This window comes from Streptomyces sp. BYX5S (assembly GCF_054724165.1).
This window is the reverse complement of sequence record NZ_CM138829.1, coordinates 4,623,201-4,640,734: the sequence shown is the minus strand read 5'-3', so window position 1 is coordinate 4,640,734 and position 17,534 is coordinate 4,623,201. Positions and strand designations below refer to the sequence as shown.

At 72.3% G+C, this 17,534-nt stretch carries 19 protein-coding genes; 13 read left to right on the top strand and 6 right to left on the bottom strand.

All coding sequences use genetic code 11. The features are described 5' to 3' along the window. Nucleotides 1-13: 13 nt before the first annotated feature. Nucleotides 14-1,243, top strand: coding sequence for an MFS transporter (locus ACYBSK_RS21190; RefSeq protein WP_460242879.1), 1,230 nt, complete (start codon nt 14-16; stop codon nt 1,241-1,243). A 41-nt stretch (nt 1,244-1,284) separates the two neighbouring features. On the opposite strand, the gene ACYBSK_RS21185 is transcribed toward ACYBSK_RS21190, so the two are convergent. Together ACYBSK_RS21185 and ACYBSK_RS21180 are read right to left on the bottom strand one after the other, a co-directional pair. Continuing rightward, nucleotides 1,285-2,214: an aldo/keto reductase gene (locus ACYBSK_RS21185; RefSeq protein WP_460242878.1), complete on the bottom strand. Its 930-nt coding sequence runs from the start codon at nt 2,212-2,214 to the stop codon at nt 1,285-1,287. A 22-nt stretch (nt 2,215-2,236) separates the two neighbouring features. Beyond that, nucleotides 2,237-2,746, bottom strand: a complete 510-nt coding sequence (locus ACYBSK_RS21180) for a cupin domain-containing protein (protein WP_460242877.1) — start codon at nt 2,744-2,746, stop codon at nt 2,237-2,239. Between the two features lie 148 nt (nt 2,747-2,894). On the opposite strand from ACYBSK_RS21180, the gene ACYBSK_RS21175 reads away from it, so the two are divergent. From ACYBSK_RS21175 to ACYBSK_RS21125, 11 genes are all read left to right on the top strand, one after another. Beyond that, nucleotides 2,895-3,341, top strand: a complete 447-nt coding sequence (locus ACYBSK_RS21175) for an RrF2 family transcriptional regulator (protein ID WP_457478753.1) — start codon at nt 2,895-2,897, stop codon at nt 3,339-3,341. Continuing rightward, nucleotides 3,338-4,264, top strand: a complete 927-nt coding sequence (locus ACYBSK_RS21170) for a DsbA family oxidoreductase (RefSeq protein WP_460242876.1) — start codon at nt 3,338-3,340, stop codon at nt 4,262-4,264. The genes ACYBSK_RS21175 and ACYBSK_RS21170 overlap by 4 nt, the downstream gene beginning before the upstream one ends. A 485-nt stretch (nt 4,265-4,749) precedes the next feature. Continuing rightward, nucleotides 4,750-6,300, top strand: a complete 1,551-nt coding sequence (locus tag ACYBSK_RS21165; protein ID WP_460242875.1) for an ABC transporter substrate-binding protein — start codon at nt 4,750-4,752, stop codon at nt 6,298-6,300. Between the two features lie 5 nt (nt 6,301-6,305). Then, complete coding sequence (locus ACYBSK_RS21160) at nt 6,306-7,349, top strand: ABC transporter permease (RefSeq protein WP_460247069.1); 1,044 nt, start codon at nt 6,306-6,308, stop codon at nt 7,347-7,349. A gap of 6 nt (nt 7,350-7,355) precedes the next feature. After that, nucleotides 7,356-8,243: an ABC transporter permease gene (locus ACYBSK_RS21155; RefSeq protein ID WP_460242874.1), complete on the top strand. Its 888-nt coding sequence runs from the start codon at nt 7,356-7,358 to the stop codon at nt 8,241-8,243. After that, on the top strand, nt 8,240-9,127 hold the full coding sequence (locus tag ACYBSK_RS21150) for an ABC transporter ATP-binding protein (RefSeq protein WP_460242873.1): 888 nt from the start codon (nt 8,240-8,242) through the stop codon (nt 9,125-9,127). Before ACYBSK_RS21155 ends, ACYBSK_RS21150 begins: the two co-directional genes overlap by 4 nt. Next, nucleotides 9,124-9,972 carry an ABC transporter ATP-binding protein gene (locus ACYBSK_RS21145; protein WP_460242872.1) on the top strand — a complete coding sequence of 283 codons (849 nt, stop codon included), beginning with the start codon at nt 9,124-9,126 and terminating at the stop codon, nt 9,970-9,972. Before ACYBSK_RS21150 ends, ACYBSK_RS21145 begins: the two co-directional genes overlap by 4 nt. Before the next feature lie 36 nt (nt 9,973-10,008). Then, nucleotides 10,009-11,343 carry an LLM class flavin-dependent oxidoreductase gene (locus tag ACYBSK_RS21140; RefSeq protein ID WP_460242871.1) on the top strand — a complete coding sequence of 445 codons (1,335 nt, stop codon included), beginning with the start codon at nt 10,009-10,011 and terminating at the stop codon, nt 11,341-11,343. After that, entirely contained in the window at nt 11,340-12,116 is a 777-nt protein-coding gene (locus ACYBSK_RS21135) for an alpha/beta hydrolase (protein WP_460242870.1), read from the top strand. Before ACYBSK_RS21140 ends, ACYBSK_RS21135 begins: the two co-directional genes overlap by 4 nt. Nucleotides 12,117-12,176: 60 nt before the next feature. Next, entirely contained in the window at nt 12,177-12,734 is a 558-nt protein-coding gene (gene ssuE / locus ACYBSK_RS21130) for an NADPH-dependent FMN reductase (protein WP_457478745.1), read from the top strand. A 59-nt stretch (nt 12,735-12,793) separates the two neighbouring features. Then, nucleotides 12,794-13,351: a DinB family protein gene (locus tag ACYBSK_RS21125; protein WP_460242869.1), complete on the top strand. Its 558-nt coding sequence runs from the start codon at nt 12,794-12,796 to the stop codon at nt 13,349-13,351. Between the two features lie 33 nt (nt 13,352-13,384). On the opposite strand, the gene ACYBSK_RS21120 is transcribed toward ACYBSK_RS21125, so the two are convergent. Genes ACYBSK_RS21120 through ACYBSK_RS21105 form a run of 4 tightly spaced genes read right to left on the bottom strand, consistent with a single transcriptional unit; the run spans nt 13,385 to nt 16,006 of the window. Further along, entirely contained in the window at nt 13,385-14,239 is an 855-nt protein-coding gene (locus tag ACYBSK_RS21120; protein ID WP_460242868.1) for an ABC transporter permease, read from the bottom strand. Next, nucleotides 14,236-15,156, bottom strand: a complete 921-nt coding sequence (locus ACYBSK_RS21115; RefSeq protein WP_460242867.1) for an ABC transporter ATP-binding protein — start codon at nt 15,154-15,156, stop codon at nt 14,236-14,238. Before ACYBSK_RS21115 ends, ACYBSK_RS21120 begins: the two co-directional genes overlap by 4 nt. Continuing rightward, nucleotides 15,153-15,503 (bottom strand): transcriptional regulator, encoded by a 351-nt coding sequence (locus ACYBSK_RS21110; RefSeq protein ID WP_457478741.1) that lies wholly within the window; start codon nt 15,501-15,503, stop codon nt 15,153-15,155. Before ACYBSK_RS21110 ends, ACYBSK_RS21115 begins: the two co-directional genes overlap by 4 nt. Continuing rightward, nucleotides 15,500-16,006 carry a hypothetical protein gene (locus ACYBSK_RS21105; RefSeq protein WP_460242866.1) on the bottom strand — a complete coding sequence of 169 codons (507 nt, stop codon included), beginning with the start codon at nt 16,004-16,006 and terminating at the stop codon, nt 15,500-15,502. The genes ACYBSK_RS21110 and ACYBSK_RS21105 overlap by 4 nt, the downstream gene beginning before the upstream one ends. Nucleotides 16,007-16,252: 246 nt before the next feature. On the opposite strand from ACYBSK_RS21105, the gene ACYBSK_RS21100 reads away from it, so the two are divergent. Further along, a complete protein-coding gene (locus ACYBSK_RS21100; RefSeq protein WP_460242865.1) occupies nt 16,253-17,467 on the top strand; it encodes a beta-ketoacyl-[acyl-carrier-protein] synthase family protein in 1,215 nt (404 codons plus the stop codon). Nucleotides 17,468-17,534: the final 67 nt, after the last annotated feature.

Sequence of the window (17,534 nt, the reverse complement as noted above, 5' to 3'; positions counted from 1 at the left end):
GAGTACGTTGGCGATGGACCTGGCTACCCGCCGTAGACGGACGGCGCTCTTCCTCTTCTTCCTGATACCCGGCCTGTCGATGTCGTCCTGGGTGACGCGCACCCCCGACGTGCGCGACCAACTCGGCGCCTCGACCGCGCAGATGGGGCTCGTCCTCTTCGGCCTCTCGGTCGGCTCGATGACCGGCATCCTGTGCTCCGGCACCCTCGTCACCCGGTACGGCACCCGGCCGGTCATGGCCGTGGGCACCCTGCTGATCACGTTCAGCATGGCGGTCGTCGCCGTCGGCGCGATGCTGTCCTCCGCACCCGTCGTCACCGCAGGACTCGTGCTCTTCGGTGCGGGGATGGGCGGCGGCGAGGTCGCCATCAACATCGACGGCGCGGAGGTGGAACGGATCACCGCGCGTACGGTCCTCCCCACGCTGCACGGCTTCTTCAGCCTCGGGACGGTCGTGGGAGCGGCGATCGGCATCCTGTGCACGGCGGCCGGATTCCCGGTGCTGTGGCACCTGCTCGTCGTCGCCGTCGTCACCACCGCCATGTTCGGGTACGCGATCCGGGCGATCCCCGCGGGCGTGGGCAGGGCGCCCGCCGGGTCCACCCCCGCCGAGTCCACGCAGGCGGCGTCGAAGGCGAAGGTGTGGCGGGACCGCCAACTGCTGCTCCTCGGCGGCATCATCCTCGCGATGGCTCTCGCGGAGGGCGCCGCGAACGACTGGCTGCCGCTCCTCATGGTCGACGGCCACGCCATGGATCCCGCGCTCGGCTCGGCCGTCTACACCGGCTTCGCCGCCGCCATGACCATCGGCCGGTTCGCCGGCGGATTCTTCATCGCCCGGCTCGGCCGCAAGCCGGTGGTGCGGGCGAGCGCGGTCTCGGCGACGCTCGGCATCGCCCTCGTCGTCTTCTCGGACTCCGCCGCCCTCGCCAGCGCGGCCGTCCTGTTCTGGGGACTCGGCGCCTCGCTCGGCTTCCCCGTCGCGCTGTCCGCGGCCGGCGACTCGGGCGAGAACCCTGCGGCGCGGGTCAGCCTCGTGGCGATGATCGGCTACGTGGCGTTCCTCGTCGGACCGCCGTGCCTCGGTTTCCTCGGCGACCACTACGGGCTGCGGACGGCCATGGTGGTCGTGCTCGCGTTCACCACCGTGGCCGTCTTCCTGGCCCCGGCCGTCGGGGCGCGCTCCTCGGCGACGGTGGCCGCACGGCCGGACGGGGAGCGCTCGCCGCAGCGCTGCGAGTGACCCCGGGTGGGCCCCACCGTGGTGGTGGGGCCCCAGGCGCCTTACGGCAGGGTGTGACCGGCCGCGCGGAACAGGCGGTACCACTCCTCGCGGGTCAGCGGGATCTCGGAGCCCGCCGCCGACTCGGCTACCCGCCCCGGGTTGGTGGTGCCGAGCACGACCTGCATGTCGGCCGGGTGCCGGGTGATCCAGGCGACCGCGATGCCGGTCGGTGTCACCTCGTACTTGGCGGCCAACTCGTCGAGGGCCGTGTTCAGTTCGGCGTAGTTCTCCCTGTCGCCGATGAAGACGCCGTCGAAGAAGCCCTTCTGGAACGGCGACCACGCCTGCAAGGTCATCCCGTGCAGCCGCGAGTAGTCAAGGAGTCCGTTGTCCCGGCTCAGCGACTGGTCGAGGCCCGCCATGTTCGCGGCGACCCCCTGGGCGATCAACGGGGCGTGCGTGATGCTCAGTTGGACCTGGTTGGCGACCAGCGGCTGGTTCACCGCCCTCTTCAGCAGCTCCACCTGGCCGGGCGTGTGGTTGGAGACACCGAAGTTCACGACCTTGCCCGCGGCGTGCAGCTCGTCGAAGGCCGCCGCGACCTCCTCCGGCTCCACGAGGGTGTCGGGGCGGTGCAGCAGGAGCACGTCGAGGTAGTCGGTGCGCAGGGCCGCGAGGGACTCGTCGACGGTGCGCAGGATGTGCTCACGCGAGAAGTCGAAGAAACCGGACCGGATGCCGACCTTGCTCTGGATGACGATCGACGCGCGCTCCGCCGCGCTCAGCGTGACCGCCTGCCCGAAGCGCTCCTCGCACGCGTGCCGGGTCGGCCCGTAGATGTCGGCGTGGTCGAACGTGTTGACCCCGGCCTCGCGGGCGCTGTCGTAGAGGGTGCGGACATCGTTGTCGCCGAGCTCGGCGATGCGCATCAGGCCCAGGACGACGTTGGAGGACGGCGTCCTGGCACCGGGGAAGGAGATCGATTTCATGGGGCCATCCTCGCAGAGCCGGTCAGGACGCGTCGGGATCCGAGAGCGCGTACAGCTTCGGCAGGTTGACCACGATGGCCTCCTGCGTGCTGCGGGCGATGACGACCACGGCCTCGTCGGCCGGGTCCGGGTTCTCCTCGCGGTGCGGCACGTACGGCGGTACGAAGATGTAGTCGCCGGGGGAGGTGCGCAGCCTGACCTCCTCCTCGCCGGTGCCCGAGTCGTCGAGGAACACGAACTCGGGGTGTCCGCTCACCACGTAGATCGCGGTCTCGGACTCGCCGTGGTGATGGTCGGAGGACGCGGTCGACGGGGCCACGTGCGTCTGGCCCATCCACAGCTTCTCCGACCCCACCGTGTTCCCGCTGACGGCCGCGAAGCGGCGCATGCCACCGCTCTGCGCGGTGTCCCCGTCGAGGGCGTCCGCACGGATGTGGTGCAGCCGTGAACGCAGGGGAGCGGACGAGGAGTTCGGGGCGTCGTGGAGATGGGGGTGGAAGCCCTCACCGGGCGTGGTCAACGGCTCGCTCATGAGGGGACGCTAGAGCGGCGCCGGAAAAGATGTCAAGAGGTGTCCATTGCCTCTCACCTGCGGCAATGTTCCCGCAATGTTCGCGCCCGGCAGGTCGGCGGGGCGGCGCGGACCTTGCCGCGAGGTGGGCGTCGGGCATCATGTGGGCATGCATATCTCCGCGAAGGCGGACTACGCCACGCGCGCGCTCCTGGAGCTTGCCCGCGCCCCCGAACAACCGCTCACCTGCGAGGCCATCGCCGACGCCCAGGGGATTCCGTTCCGGTTCCTCAAATCGGTGGTGGGCGAGCTGCGCAGAGCCGGACTCGTCCGCAGCCAGCGCGGCTGCGTGGGCGGGTACTGGCTCGGTGTGCCGGCCGACGCCATCACGCTGCTCGATGTCACCCGCGCCGTCGACGGTGAACTGATCACCCTGCGCGGCGAGCCCTTGTCCGGGCTCGGCTACGCGGGCGCGGCCCGCGGGCTGCCGGAGGTGTGGCGGCGGATCGAGGCGGACGCCGCCGCGGTCCTGGGCGGGGTCACCGTGGCGGCGCTCCTCGCGGAGGCCGAGGCGGGGGACGGGGCGCGGCCGGTTCCCGCCCGAGGTGTCGCGTGAGCGGCGACCCGACGGACCCGCGGCTCGAAGTCGTCGAGTACACCGACCCGTTGTGCCCCTGGGCCTGGGGATCCGAGCCGACGTTCCGCAGGCTGCGGCAGGCGCTGGAGGGTCGGGCCCGCTGGCGCCGCGTGTACTGCGTCCTCTTCGACGACGACGATGACCCGGCGCCCGACCCCGCCGCCGAGACCGCCTGGTACGCCCGTTACGTCGAGCGGATCAGCGCCCACACGGGCGCCCCGCGCGCCGCCCGCCTGAGCCGCGTCGCGGCCAGCTCCTGGCCGGCGTCCCTGGTGGCGAAGGCGGCGGAGGTCCAGGGCGCGGAGGTGGCCGAGCGGGTGCTGCGCAGGCTGCGCGAGACGGTCTTCGTCCTGGGCGAGCCCGCCGACACCCTCGACCTCGCCCTGGCCGCCGCGCGGGGTGTCCCCGGCCTCGACGCGGCGCGCCTGCGCTCCGATGCCGCATCAGAAACCGTGCGCGACAAGGTGCGTGCCGACCGTGCGGAGGCCCGGCGGCCCGTGGCGGACGTGGTGACGCTCCCACCGTGCGACTCCCCGCACCCCGGCGCCGCCAAGGAGACCGACGACGGCGAAGGGCTCCGGTACGCCCTGCCCACGGTGCTGGTGCGCGGCGCCGCGGGACATCGGGCGGTGCCGGGCTGGCGGCCGTACGGCGCGTACCTGGCGGCCGTGGAGGAGTTGAGCCCCGGGCTGGTGGCGCGGGACGCCCGAGCGCTGCCCGCCGACGAGGCGCTGCGCCGTCACCGCACCCTCACCGGACCCGAGCGGAGGGCGCTGACGCGCGGGCCGTGGCCGCCCCCGGAAGCGGTGCGCGTCGACACCGCGAACGGCCCGCTGTGGCTCTGCGCGGACGAGGCGGAAGCGCACCCGGCGACCCGCGGCGCGCCAACGTCCACCCCCTGAAAGGGCGTTGACCAGCGACGTCGATCCGTCCCGCTCCATGAGACACCAATTGGTGTCCATTGACAGGCGCGGACGGCGCGGGTCAGGATGTGCAGCATGCTGACGACGCACCCCAGCGTGGTGTGCCGCTACGTGGACCTGCGGCGCACCTGTAGCGCACTCTGTCGCTGACAGCCCTCACCTCCACGTATCCTGCGCGTGCCTGAACCGTCCTGACGGTCCCGTCCGGGACATCGGAGCCCTCTGAGACATCAGAGCTCTCCAGGACATCCGGGTTCTCCACAGCGTCCCGGTCCTCCGGGACACCCGGATCCCGCAGGCACTCTCTCTCCTTCCCTGACGGTCGGGTTCCTTGGACCCGCGCACCGTCATGCCTCCCTCACCGCCTTCCGCCCGTGCGGCCGGGTGTGCCCGCACGCACTCCGCCCCGCCGCGCGGCGCGGACCCGTGCCGGTGCCCCCTCCTTCCCTCGCAGAGAGACACACATGTCCGGACGCCTCATGCCCCGATCGCGCCGACGAGCCCAGAACACAGCCGCCCCGGCCGCCGCAGTCACCCTCCTCCTCGTCCCCACCCTCAGCGGCTGCGGCGGCGGCGATGCCTCGGCGGCGGGCGGCACGGACACGCTGAAGTGGACCTCCACCTACTTCCCGACCCACTGGGACCCGGTGGTCGGCGGCAGCGGCGCCCAGTTCCGTGAACTGTCCATGGTGTACGCCTCGTTGACCCGCACCGACGAGAAAGGCGACGCGGTCCCCGACCTCGCCGAGAGCTGGGACTACAACAAGCGCGGCGACGAGATCACCTTCCACCTGCGGCCCGGCCAGAAGTTCAGCGACGGCGAACCCGTCGACGGCGCCGCCGTCAAGGCGGCCGTCGAGCGGGCCAAGAAGCAGAAGAACTCCGCACTGTTCGGCGACCTCACCTCCATCGAATCGGTACGCGCCAAGGGCCTCGACGCCATCGTCGAACTGAACCAAGTCGACTACCAGATACCCCAGTTGCTCGGCCAGCGCGTCCTCCAGATCGCCAGCCCCAAGGCCGCCGAGTCACCCGCGAAGCTCGACCAGAACCCCGTCGGCGCGGGCCCCTTCACCGTCACCCAGCTCATCCCCGGCACCAAGGCCGTCCTCAAGAAGAACCCGGACTACTGGGACGCCGACAACATCCACATCGACCGCGTCGAACTCACCTCCGCGCCCGACGCCTCCACCGTCGTCTCCGGCCTCCAGACCGGCGTCTACAACTTCGCCGACATAGAACCCAGCCAGGCCGACGCCGCCAAGAAGGCCGGCCTCGACGTCTTCGTCCAGCCCGGCTTCAACGCCTCCAACATCAGCCTGAACATCAACAAGAAACCGTTCGACAACGACAAGGTCGTGGACGCCGTCCGGCACGCGATAGACCGTCAGGAGTTCGTCGACAAGCTGACGTTCGGATACGGCGAGACCACCGACCAGCCGTTCCCCAAGGGCTACGTCGCCTACGACCCGGAGTCGGAGAACGCCTATCCGTACGACCCCGCGAAGTCGAAGAAGCTGCTCGCCGAGGCCGGGTACCGGGTCGGAGACATCACGCTCGACCTCGTCATCCCGGAGGAACAGCCCGAGGCCGAGATCGTGCAGTCGCAGCTCGCCAAGGTCGGCATCAAGGTCACCATCAAGATCGACAAGAACTGGGCGACACCGTTCTTCGCCAAGGACCTGACGTTCTCCCTGTACGCGACGACCGGACGCGACTCCGCCGCCCAGACCCTCACCGCGCACTTCGGCCCCGACGGCCCCCTCAACCTCAGCACCCCGTACCAGCCCAAGGGGTTCAAGGACGCCATCGCCAAGGTCCGCGAGACCCGCATCGACGACCCCGACTACCCAAAGGTCCTCCAGGCGGCGACCCGGGCGGGCCTGAAGAGCAGGGCGCTGGTCTTCACCTACTCGCAGCCGAACGTCATGGCGAAGAGCAAGACGGTCTCCGGCCTCCCGAAGAACCCGGCCCACATCGACTGGACCGGCGTCACCATCAAGCCCGGGGCGTGAGCGGCATGCCCCTCACCCGCCTCGCGCGCACCGAGCCGGTCGCCGACACCGCGCACACCGCAGGCACCTCGCGCAACAGGACCGCCCACGTGCTCGGCCGGATCCTGGCCGTCGTCGGCCGCTCCGTGGCCCTCTTCGTCCCCGTCTTCGTCGTGGCGACGTTCGTGACGTTCGCGCTGCGCTCCCTGAGCGGACTCAGCCCCGCCCGCATCCAGCTGGGCGAGGAGGCGACGCCGGAGGCCATCGCCCGCGTCGAGGCACAGTGGGGCCTCGACCGGCCCTTCCTCGCCCAGTACGGCGACTGGTTCAACGGCATCCTGCACGGGCAGCTCGGCACCAGCTGGACCAACGGCTCCGACATCGCCACCCTCATCGGCACCGGCCTCGGCGTGAGCCTGTCCGTGGCGAGCGCCGCCCTCGTCATCGGCGTGGTCGTGGGCTTCGTCCTCGGCACCGTCGCGGCGCTGCGCCGCACCACCTGGATCGACCGGGCCGTCACCGGCTTCGTCACCGTGATCTCCGTGATGCCCGCGTTCGTCGTCGGCATCGTCCTGGTCACCGTGTTCGCCGTCGGCCTCGGCTGGTTCCCGTCCGCCGGATACGTACCGCTGACGCAGGGGTTCTGGCCGTGGTCCCTGCACATCCTGCTGCCCGCCCTGGCCCTCAGCTGCGACGTCGTCGCCGACGTCGCACGCCAGCTGCGGGCCGGCCTCATCGCCGCCTCCCGCGAGAACTACGTCACCGGGGCCGTGGTCCGCGGCCTCGGCCCGCGCCGCGTCTTCCTCGGCCATGTGCTGCGCAACGCCCTCGGACCGACGCTCGCGACGCTCGGCCTCAAGTTCCCCGCCCTCGTGGGCGCCTCCGTCGTCACGGAGTGGATCTTCGGTCTCCAGGGCTTCGGCCGGTTCGCCAACGACGCCGCCCAGGCCGGCGACGTACCCGCCGTCCAGGGAGTCCTCGTGGTGTCCATCGTCCTCGTCGTCGGCTTCAACCTCGTCGTCAACCTGCTGCTGGCCCGCGTCACGCCGGCCGCCCAGCGAGGGGTGTGAGCGCCCATGATCCGTCGCGTACTCGCCCTCACCACCGGCCGCATCGCCGTCGTCGTCCTCACCGTCGTCGCGCTGCTCGCCCTGCTCGGACCCCTGCTCGCCCCCGACGACCCGCTCGCCACCAGCGCCGACACCCTCGCGGCCGCCTCCGGCGACCACTGGCTCGGCACCGACTACCTCGGCCGCGACGTCCTCAGCCGGCTCCTGGACGGCTCCCGCGTCAGCGTCCTCGGCGCGCTCGAAGTCGCCCTGACCGCACTGGTCGTGGGATCCGTCCCCGGCATCCTGTCGGTGTACCTCGGCCGGGTCTTCGAATGGCTGACGCTGCGCCTCGCCGACACCCTCGTCGCCCTGCCGTTCCTGCTGTTCGCCGTCGCGGTGATCGCGCTGCTCGGCAACGGCATCACCCAGGCCATGCTCGTCACCGGAGTGCTGGTGTCACCGCTGTTCTACCGGGTGTCCCGCGCCGCCACCCTGTCCGTGGCCCGGTCACCGTACGTGGAGGCCGCGTTGATCTCCGGTGCCTCCATCGGCTGGATCGTGCGGCGCCATGTGTGGACCAAGGTGCTGCCGCCGCTCGCGGTCGCCCTCGCGCAGACCATCGGCACCGGCTTCGTGATCGTCTCCAGCCTGACCTTCCTCGGCATCGGCGTCCAGCCACCCGAACCCACCTGGGGCGGACTGCTCGCCTCCGACCTCGGCTACCTCGGCCAGCAGCCCTGGGCGCCGCTCCCGCCCGCCCTCCTGATCATGGCCACCGTCTGGGCCGCGAACCTGCTCGCCGACGCCATCCGCGACGTGTCCGGCGCTCCGTCGCACCGGGCCCCGACCGACGGCGGACAGCGCCGCGAGCCCCGCACCGACCAGGCCGCACCCGCCGGAGGAACCCCATGACCACGTCCCCCGACCTCGCCCCCGCCCGGAAGAAGCACGACGACGCGCCCGCCGCCCCCGTGCTGTCGCTGCGCGGCGTACGCATCACGGACACCGCCGCCGACCGGGAGATCGTGCACGGCGTCGGCTTCGACCTCGCCCCCGGCACCACCGTCGGCATCGTCGGCGAGTCCGGCAGCGGCAAGACCCTCACCTGCCGCGCCGCGCTCGGCATCCTGCCACCGCACTTCGACGTCACCGGCGGACACATCGCACTCGACGGCACGGACACCGCCACCCTCACCACCCAGCAGTGGACCGCGCTGCGCGGCACCACCATCGCCGCCGTGTTCCAGGACCCCGCCTCCTACCTCAACCCCTCGATCCGCGTGGGCAAGCAGCTCGCCGAGGTGCTCCGCGTGAAGAAGGGCCTGCGCAGGCGCGAAGCGCGCGAGCAGGCCGTCGAGCTGCTGCGCACCGTGCACCTGCGCGACCCGGAACTCAGCTACGGCCAGTACCCGCACGAACTCTCCGGCGGCATGCTGCAACGCGTCCTCATCGCCACCGCGATCGCCGCGGAACCGCGCGTCCTCATCGCCGACGAGGCCACGACCGCCCTCGACGTCACCGTCCAGGCGGAGATCCTCGACCTCCTCGCGGACCTGCGCGACCGCCGCGGCCTGGCCCTCGTCGTCGTCTCCCACGACCTGGCCGTGGTGGCCCAGCTCTGCGACGAGGTACTGGTCATGCGCCAGGGCACCGTCGTCGAACAGGGCCCCACGCGCGACGTGCTGCACGCGCCCCGGCACGCGTACACGCGGCTGCTCATCGCCGAACACGAACAGTACGGCCTGGAACGGTTCCGCACGGCCCCGTCGGCCGCCCCGTCGAAGGAGTCCGCGTGAGCGACAACACCCCGCAGGAGACCGGAAGTCCGGTGCTGGAGATCGCCGGTCTCGACGTCCACTACGGACCACGCAGACGCCGCCGCAAGGCTCTGCACGGCGTCTCCCTCAGCGTCGCCCCCGGCGAGACACTCGGGCTGATCGGCGAGACCGGCTCCGGCAAGTCCACGCTCGCCCGCGCCGTCCTCGGCCTCGTCCCCACCACATCCGGCACCATCACCCTCGGGGGAGCGGACGTCACCGCGTACGGCCGCCGCCAATGGCGCGCCCTGCGCCGCCGGGGCGTCGTCCAGTACGTCTTCCAGGACCCGCTGCGCAGCCTCGACCCGGACCTGACCGTCGAGGAATCCCTGAGTGAGCCCCTGCGCGTCGGCGCGGTGGCACGCGCGGAGGCGGACCGGCGCGTCCGCGCGTACCTGGAGCGGGTCCGCCTCAGCGAGGAACTGCTGCACCGCCTGCCCGGCGAACTCTCCGGCGGGCAGCGTCAACGCGTCGCCGTGGCACGGGCGTTGGTGACCCGGCCGCGCCTCGTCATCCTCGACGAACCCGTCAGCGCCCTCGACTCCGCCAACCGCGTCCAGATCCTGGAGATCCTCAAGGAACTGCGCGCCGACGGCACCGCCCTCGTCTTCATCTCCCACGACCTCGGCTCCGTCGCCGGCGTCGCCGACCGCACCGCCGTCCTCCACCGGGGCGAACTGGTCGAGGTCGACGCCACGCACACCGTCGTCAACGAGCCGCGCCACCCCTACACCCGGCTGCTGCTCGGCTCCGCACCCACCCTGCACGGCGCCCCGGCCGACCGGGCCGAACGCGCCGCGCTGCGCGCCCTGCTGCCCGCCTGAGCCACCCGTCGCCCGCTCCCACAGAGAGGCAATCCCATGCCCCGCAAGAAGCTCCACCTCGCGCTGCATCCCTACGGCGTCGGCGGCCCCGGCCAGCACGGCCTGTGGAAGGACCCGCGCGTCGCCAGCAACGCCAGCATCGACATCAACTACTACATACGGCAGGCGCAGGCCGCCGAACACGCCCTGTTCGACGCCCTGTTCGTCGTCGACAGCCAGTTCATCAACGCCACCTACCCCTCCCACTACCTCAACCGCCTCGAACCGCTCACCCTGCTGTCCGCCGTGGCCACGCACACCCGGCGCATCGGACTCGTCGGCACGGCCAGCTCGACGTACAACTCCCCGTTCAACCTGGCCCGCCGGTTCGCCTCCCTCGACCACATCAGCGGCGGCCGGGCCGGGTGGAACGTCGTCACCAGCTTCGACACCGGCACCTCCCGCAACTACGGGCTCGACGAACACCTCGACTACGCGACCCGCTACGGCAGGGCCCTGGAGTTCGTCGAGGTCGCCCGCGGCCTGTGGGACTCCTACGAGGACGACGCGTTCCCCGCCGACGTCGAGCGGGGGGTCTTCCTCGACCCGGCGAAACTGCACGCACTCAACCACGAGGGCCAGCACTTCAAGGTCGCGGGCCCGCTCAACCTCTCCCGCTCCCCGCAGGGCCAGCCCGTCATCTTCCAGGCCGGGGTCTCCGAGGAGGGCCGCGACCTCGCCGCCCGCGTCGCCGAGGGCATCTACGCGCCCGGCGGCTCCCTGAAGCAGGCCCAGGAGTACTACGCGGACATCAAGCGCCGCACCGCCGCCCACGGCCGCGACCCCGAACACATCAAGGTCTTCATCCACGGCGGCCCGGTCGTCGCCGCCACCGACGAGGCCGCGCACCGCCGCGAGCGCGAGATCTTCGAGGAGGACAACGACTTCGACCGCCACCTCGCCCTGCTCGGCCGCTCCTTCGGTGCCTACGACTTCAGCGTCCACGACCTCGACGCCCCCTTCCCGGACGTCGCCCACCTCGCCGAGAAGGGCGGCAGGACCGGCGCCGCGAAGATCGTCGAACGGGCCCGGACCGAGAAGCTGACGCTCCGCCAAGTCGCGCAGTCAATTGCCGAGTTCCGGCGCTCGCCGTTCGTCGGAGCGCCCGAGACCGTGGCCGACCGCATCGAGGAGTGGTTCGACGCCGGCACCTTCGACGGCATCAACCTCGCCTTCCGCACCGAGGAGGAACTCGGCCTGTTCGTCGACGGCGTCGTCCCCATCCTCCAGAAGCGTGACCTGTTCCGCACCGCGTACGAGGCCGACACCCTGCGCGGCAACCTCGGCCTGCCGATCCCGGCCAACCGACACACCACGGGAGTTCCGCGATGACCCGCACGTACGCCGACCACTTCGCGCCCGAGGGCGTCCTGACCCGCGGCACCGTCCTCGTGGTGCCGGGACGCGGCGAGACGCCGGGCGTGTACGAGCGCTTCGGCAGGCGGCTGGCCGCCGACGCCTACCGCGTACGGGTCGTGGAGAGCCCGGAGCTGGGCGGCGACGACCTCGACGCGATTCTCGACGCGCTCGTCGACCGGCTCGCCGACGCGGCCTCGGACACGGCGCCCGAACCCGGCGGCGCGCCTGTCTCCCCGCTGGTCCTGGTGGGTGCCGACAGCGGCGCCGCGGCCGTCGCCGCCCTGGTCGCCGACCCGGCGCGCGGCCGACGGCTGGGTGCGGACGCCGTGGTCCTCGCGGGCCTGCCGGGCCGGGCGGCCGCCACCGCCGAGGCGTGGGACGACGAACTCGACGTCCGCACCGCCTGCCCCACCCACCGCGGCGTGCTCACCGACGACACGGACCTCGGTCGCGGGGCCCTCAACACACCTGTTCCGGTGCCGGTGTTGGAGCTCGCCCACGGCAGCGCGGCCGACCTTGCGCACCTGCTCCTCGTGGGCGACGCCGACCCGCTGGCGGACCGCGACGCCCTCGCCCTCACCGCGCGGAAGCTGCCCTCGGCGCGCCTGGCCGTCGTGCACGGCGCCCACCACGACGTGCTCAACGACAAGCAGCACCGCTCGGTGTCCGCGGAGGTCGTCACGTTCCTCGAAGCGCTGCGCGAGGGGCTGACCCCGGCCGTCACGGTCGAGTCGAGCGCATGGTGACGGTCGCCCCTGTCCGGTGACCGCCCGATCCTCCTTCCCGCCCTCACGAAAGGTCCCACCATGGCCGCCATCCTCTCCGTCTCCGGTAGCCCCTCCGCCACGTCCCGCACCGCACGGCTCCTGGAACATCTCGACGACCGGCTGCGCGGGCAGGGGCACGAGGTGACCTCGCTCCAGGTGCGGTCCCTGCCCGCCGACGCGCTGCTCGGCGCCGACTTCGGGCACCCGGCCGTCGTCGAAGCCGTCGCCCGGTTCGAGCGGGCCGACGGCATCGTCATCGGCACCCCCGTCTACAAGGCCGCCTACTCCGGGCTGCTGAAGTCGCTCCTCGACCTGCTGCCGCAGTACGCGCTCGCCGGGAAGACCGTGCTGCCGCTGGCCACGGGCGGATCCACGGCACACGTCCTGGCCCTCGACTACGCCCTGCGCCCCGTCCTCAACTCGATGGGCCCGCACCACATCCTGCCCGGCTGGTTCACCCTCGACCGGGACCTCACGGTCGGCGAGAACGGTGAGCTGTCCGTCGCCGCCCCGGCCGCCGAGGCGCTCACCGAGGTCACCGACCGGTTCTCCGCCGCCCTGGGCGGCCGGACGGTGACGCTGGCCCGGACGGGGTGACCGGCACCCGGCCCAATATCGGTGGCGGACCCGGCCCGCCACCGACCACCATGCATCCCATGACCGACGAACCCGCGCGCTGGACCAAGGCCACCGTCTACCCCGACATGTGGACCGACCCCGACGACGACCCGCGCGACAACGACGACCTCGTCGAAGGCGAACTCGCCACCCTTCAGGACTTCCTGACGAACTATCGGCACACCCTCCGCATGAAGTGCGAGGGCCTCACACCCGAGCAGCTCGCCCGCCGGTCCGTCCCGCCGTCGACGATGTCCCTGCTCGGCCTCGTCCGGCACCTCGCCGAGGTGGAGCGCGACTGGCACAACTGGATCACCGAGGGCGAACCGCTGCCCCGGCTGTACGGGAAGAAGGACACGGACTTCGAGGGCGCCGTCGCCGACCGGGCCGTGGTGGACGCCGCGTACGCGGACCTGGAACGCGAGCAGGCCTCGACCGACGCCGCGCTGGCCGAGCACGCGGATCTCGGCGCACGGATCGGCCGCGAGCGGATCGCCGTACGGGAGCTGATGGTGCACCGCATCGACGAGTACGCCCGCCACTGCGGCCACGCCGACCTGCTGCGGGAGTGCGTCGACGGGCGGGTGGGGCAGTAGCGGGGCGGCCGGCGCCGTCGGGTCCGGGCTCGGTCAGCGCGTCGCGGCCGCCTTGCGGTGGCGTTCCGTGAGCCGGGAGCCGGACTCGCGGCGGGCGGCACGGCGCAGCAGCGGGACCGCCAGTGCGAAACCGAGGACGGCCCACGCGGTCAGGACCAGCGCGACCGTGGGCAGTTCCCAGGCGCCGGCCGGCTCCGCGGCCCGCGCCGAGTCCGGCAGCAGGGCCGAACGCAGGCCCTGCGCCATCCACTTGAGCGGGAAGACGGACGCCACCTGCTGCACCGGCACGGGCAGCACGGTCAGCGGGAACACCGCCCCGGAGGTGAGCAGCAGCCCCATCACCGGCAGCATGATCAGGGCCAGCGCCTCCCGGGGATTGGGCAGGACCGCGCCGATGGCCGCGCCCAGCGGCACCACGGCGAGCAGCCCGAGCGCGGTCACCCACAGCAGCGTCACCCAGCCGCCGGGCCCCTGCGGCACCGGACCGTCGGCCAGCAGCGCGGCGGCCGCCAGCAGCAGCGCCAGGGTGACGGCCGAGACCACCACGATCAGCAGGCACTTGGCGACCAGGTACGCCGGGATGCCGCCGGGTGTCGCCCGCAGCCGCAGCAGGGCGCCCTCCTCCCGCTCGGTCACGAGGATCTGCGGGAGCGTGACCAGGCCGATCTGGAACAGCAGATACGCGGCGAAGCCCGCCACCACCAAGTGCGCCATCGGGGTACTGGTGCCCGGTACGTCGCTGCTGATCCAACCGGCGACGAGGAGCGCGACGACGACATTGGTGACGTGCCCGGACAACTCCTTGCCGTTGCGGAGCAGATGCCGCAGCTCGATGCCGCCGCGCTGCACGCCGGCCCGCCAACTGACGCTCAGGGAAGTCCCGTTCACGCGACGCGCACCTCCTCGTTCTCGTCCTCGTCGCGGCCCGGTGCGGCGCCGTCGGCCTCCCGCACCATGTGCAGATACGTGTCCTCGAGCGTGGGTCTGCGCACCTCCAGGCCGGGGATCGGCCCGGTCGCCTGCCGGTGCAGGTCCCACACGAGCCGCGAGGGGTCCGACGTGCGTGCGCGGCGGGGTGTTCCGTCGTCGTCGGTCCAGCGGACCTCGGCGCGGGCGGCGGCCCGGCGGGCCAGTTCCGCGGGTGTGCCGTGGGCCCGGATCCGGCCGCCGACCAGCATGGCGATCCGGTCGGCGAGCCGCTCGGCCTCCACGAGGTCGTGCGTGGTGAGCAGGATGGTGACTCCCTCGTCGCGGGCCAGCCGCTCGACCAGGGCATGGAACTCGTACCGCGCCTCGGGGTCGAAACCGGTCGTCGGCTCGTCCAGGAACAGCAGCCGGGGGCGGCCCACGATGCCGAGCGCGACGTCGAGGCGCCGCCGCTGCCCGCCGGACAGCCGCGCCACCTGCCGGTCCGCCTGACCGGTGAGGCCCACGAGGGCCAGCAGCTCGGCCGGGTCGCGCGGATCGGGGTAGTACATGGCGAAGTGCGTCAGCAGCTCGGCGACCCGCCACCGGCCGTGGTCCCGCCAGGACTGGAGGACGAGCCCGATCCGGGCCCGCCACGCGTCGTCGCCCCGCTCCGGATCCGTACCGAGCACCCTCACCTCGCCCGCGGAGCGCCGCCGGAAGCCCTCCAGGATCTCGACGGTGGTCGTCTTGCCCGCCCCGTTGGGGCCGAGCAGCGCGAACACCTCGCCGCGGTGGATGTCGAGGTCGACGCCGTGCAGGACATCGACGTCCCCGTACGTCATCGTCACGTCGCGGGCGTGGACGACGGGCGCGTCGGAGCCGGGCCGCGGCGTCATCGCCCCGCCTCCGAGTGCTGTCGCTCGCTCTCTGCCGCGACCGGTGGCGCGGTTGCGGCGCCCTCGACGATCGCCCGGAGCGCCGCGACGTGCCCCGCGAAGGCGGTGCGTCCCCGGTCCGTCAGCCGCACCCGGGTGCGCCGCTTGCGACCGGCGCCCTCCTTGCGGAGCTCCAGATACCCGGCCTCCTCAAGGGTGTGCAACTGCTTGGAGAGCGCGGAGTCGCTGAGGGAGAGGCTGTCGCGGACGAAGGAGAACTCCGCCCACTCCGTCGCGGCGAGCAGGGACACCACCGACAGCCGGGTGGCGGGATGGATCAGCTCGTCGAAACCGGCGGGAACACTCATCGTCCGGCCTCCGCGCCCTGGGCACGGACCGCACGGTCCCGCGCGGACCGGGCCGCCCACCGGCTCGTCGGCCCCACGAACAGGACGAACACCGCCGCCGAGACCGTGGCCTGGATCAGGGCGCCGGTCAGCGGCTCCAGCGGGTCGACCAGGCGACCGGACAGCAGAACCGTCGCACCGGTCACCACGGCCCCCGCCACGAAGGTGCCGAACATCCTCGGCGTGCAGCGCGTGTGGTGCAGGACCACCCGGCTGCGGCGCTGATGCCGCACGGCGAGGCCGCCCAGCAGCGCGACGTACGCGGCCATGGCCACGGCCACACCCCAGCCGGGCAGGTCGAGGCCGACGCCGACGAGGAACAGCCACATGAGGACCGCCGTGCCCCACGGGCTCGCCGAGCCGGTCGCGGCGGACCGCTCGACCTCGTCGTACACGCGCTCCTGGGGTACGCGGATGCGTTGCAGATCTCTCCATGCCTGTTCGGCGTCGACGGGTGTGCTCATGCCTCTGGCTCCTGTCCCCGATTACTTTCCCATCGGGAAAGTTACCTTTGACTTTCCTTCTGGGCAAGTGAAGCGTCAGGGTGAGGCCCTCGCCGAGGGTGGGGCACGCCACCTTGTGGAGTGTCCACAAGGTGGCGTGCCCGAATCGGTCGGCTCCTGTCCTGATCGAAGCAGAGATCGCTGACATGATCGCCGGGGGAGCAGGTAACCCGCTCTGTAGCATCTGAACAACACAGGGAGGCTCGCATGGCCGGGAACGGTCGGGTACTGGTGACAGGCGTCGGCGCGATGACACCGCTGGGGGCCGACGCTCCGTCGTCGTGGAAGGGGCTGTTGGACGGCATGTCCGGGGTGCGGTTCCTGGAGGAGGAGTGGGCGGCGCGGCTGCCCGTGCACGTCGCGGCGGGGCTCACCGTGGACCCCGCCTCGCTGCTGCCGCGGCCCGAGGCGCGCAAGTTGGACCGCGGCGAGCAGATGGCACTGCTGAGCGCGCGCGAGGCCTGGCAGGACGCCGGTGCCCCGCAGGTCGAGCCGGAGCGCGTCGCCGTCGTCATCGGCACCGGCACCGGGGGTGTCCTCACCACGCTGGGGCAGGACGACGTCTTCGAACGCGACGGCGTCCGACGGCTGTCCCCGTTCGCCGTCCCGATGCTGATGCCGAACGGGCCCGCGGCCTGGGTGAGCATGGACCTCGGGGCGAAGGGCGGCGCCAGGACCCCGGTCAGCGCGTGCGCCTCCGGGGCCGAGGCGCTCGCCCTCGGGCAGGACCTGATCCGCAGCGGGCGCGTCGACGTGGTCGTGGCGGGCGGCGTGGAGGCGTGCCTGCACCCCTTCACCCTCGCGGCGTTCGCCCAGATGAAGGCGTTGTCGACGCGGTCCGAGGACCCGGAGGCCGTCTCCCGCCCCTTCGACGTCGACCGGTCCGGGTTCGTCATGGGCGAGGGCGTGGGCATCATGGTGCTCGAACGCCCCGAGTTCGCCGAGGCCCGCGGCGCCCGCGCCCACGGGACGCTGGCCGGCAGCTCCGTGACGTCGAGCGCCGACCACATCACGGCCTCCGACGCCGACGGCCAGACCTTCGCCATGGAACTGGCCCTGCGCGACGCCGACGTGGCCCCGGCCGACATCGGCGTCGTGCACGCCCACGCCACGTCCACGGAGTCCGGTGACGTCGCGGAGGCCGAGGCGATCGGCCGGGCCGTCGGCCGGCACGCGGCGGTGACCGCCACGAAGTCGATGACCGGTCACATGCTGGGCGCGTCCGGAACCGTGGGTGCCCTGGCCACCCTGCTCGCGCTCAGGGACGGGACGCTGCCGCCCACCCGCAACCTCGACGCACTCGACCCGCGCGTGGACCTGGACGTGGTGCACGGCGACCGGCGCCGCGGACGGTGGTCCGCCGGGCTCGCCAACTCGTTCGGGTTCGGCGGGCACAACGTCAGCCTCGTCTTCACCGCCTGACCTCCAAGAAGCGGCGCGCGCCGCGAACGGCGTCCGGAAAGCGATGACTTCGCCGAGGTGGGGGAGT

What these genes read in the sequence shown, in the direction of transcription:
- ACYBSK_RS21185 (WP_460242878.1), bottom strand. Translation starts at nt 2,214, where the DNA reads ATGAAATCGATCTCCTTCCCCGGTGCCAGGACGCCGTCCTCCAACGTC.
- ACYBSK_RS21150 (WP_460242873.1), top strand. Translation starts at nt 8,240, where the DNA reads ATGACCACGTCCCCCGACCTCGCCCCCGCCCGGAAGAAGCACGACGAC.
- ACYBSK_RS21110 (WP_457478741.1), bottom strand. Translation starts at nt 15,503, where the DNA reads ATGAGTGTTCCCGCCGGTTTCGACGAGCTGATCCATCCCGCCACCCGG.
- ACYBSK_RS21175 (WP_457478753.1), top strand. Translation starts at nt 2,895, where the DNA reads ATGCATATCTCCGCGAAGGCGGACTACGCCACGCGCGCGCTCCTGGAG.
- ACYBSK_RS21190 (WP_460242879.1), top strand. Translation starts at nt 14, where the DNA reads ATGGACCTGGCTACCCGCCGTAGACGGACGGCGCTCTTCCTCTTCTTC.
- ACYBSK_RS21115 (WP_460242867.1), bottom strand. Translation starts at nt 15,156, where the DNA reads ATGACGCCGCGGCCCGGCTCCGACGCGCCCGTCGTCCACGCCCGCGAC.
- ACYBSK_RS21180 (WP_460242877.1), bottom strand. Translation starts at nt 2,746, where the DNA reads ATGAGCGAGCCGTTGACCACGCCCGGTGAGGGCTTCCACCCCCATCTC.
- ACYBSK_RS21160 (WP_460247069.1), top strand. Translation starts at nt 6,306, where the DNA reads ATGCCCCTCACCCGCCTCGCGCGCACCGAGCCGGTCGCCGACACCGCG.
- ACYBSK_RS21155 (WP_460242874.1), top strand. Translation starts at nt 7,356, where the DNA reads ATGATCCGTCGCGTACTCGCCCTCACCACCGGCCGCATCGCCGTCGTC.
- ACYBSK_RS21125 (WP_460242869.1), top strand. Translation starts at nt 12,794, where the DNA reads ATGACCGACGAACCCGCGCGCTGGACCAAGGCCACCGTCTACCCCGAC.
- ACYBSK_RS21135 (WP_460242870.1), top strand. Translation starts at nt 11,340, where the DNA reads ATGACCCGCACGTACGCCGACCACTTCGCGCCCGAGGGCGTCCTGACC.
- ACYBSK_RS21140 (WP_460242871.1), top strand. Translation starts at nt 10,009, where the DNA reads ATGCCCCGCAAGAAGCTCCACCTCGCGCTGCATCCCTACGGCGTCGGC.
- ssuE (WP_457478745.1), top strand. Translation starts at nt 12,177, where the DNA reads ATGGCCGCCATCCTCTCCGTCTCCGGTAGCCCCTCCGCCACGTCCCGC.
- ACYBSK_RS21165 (WP_460242875.1), top strand. Translation starts at nt 4,750, where the DNA reads ATGTCCGGACGCCTCATGCCCCGATCGCGCCGACGAGCCCAGAACACA.
- ACYBSK_RS21105 (WP_460242866.1), bottom strand. Translation starts at nt 16,006, where the DNA reads ATGAGCACACCCGTCGACGCCGAACAGGCATGGAGAGATCTGCAACGC.
- ACYBSK_RS21100 (WP_460242865.1), top strand. Translation starts at nt 16,253, where the DNA reads ATGGCCGGGAACGGTCGGGTACTGGTGACAGGCGTCGGCGCGATGACA.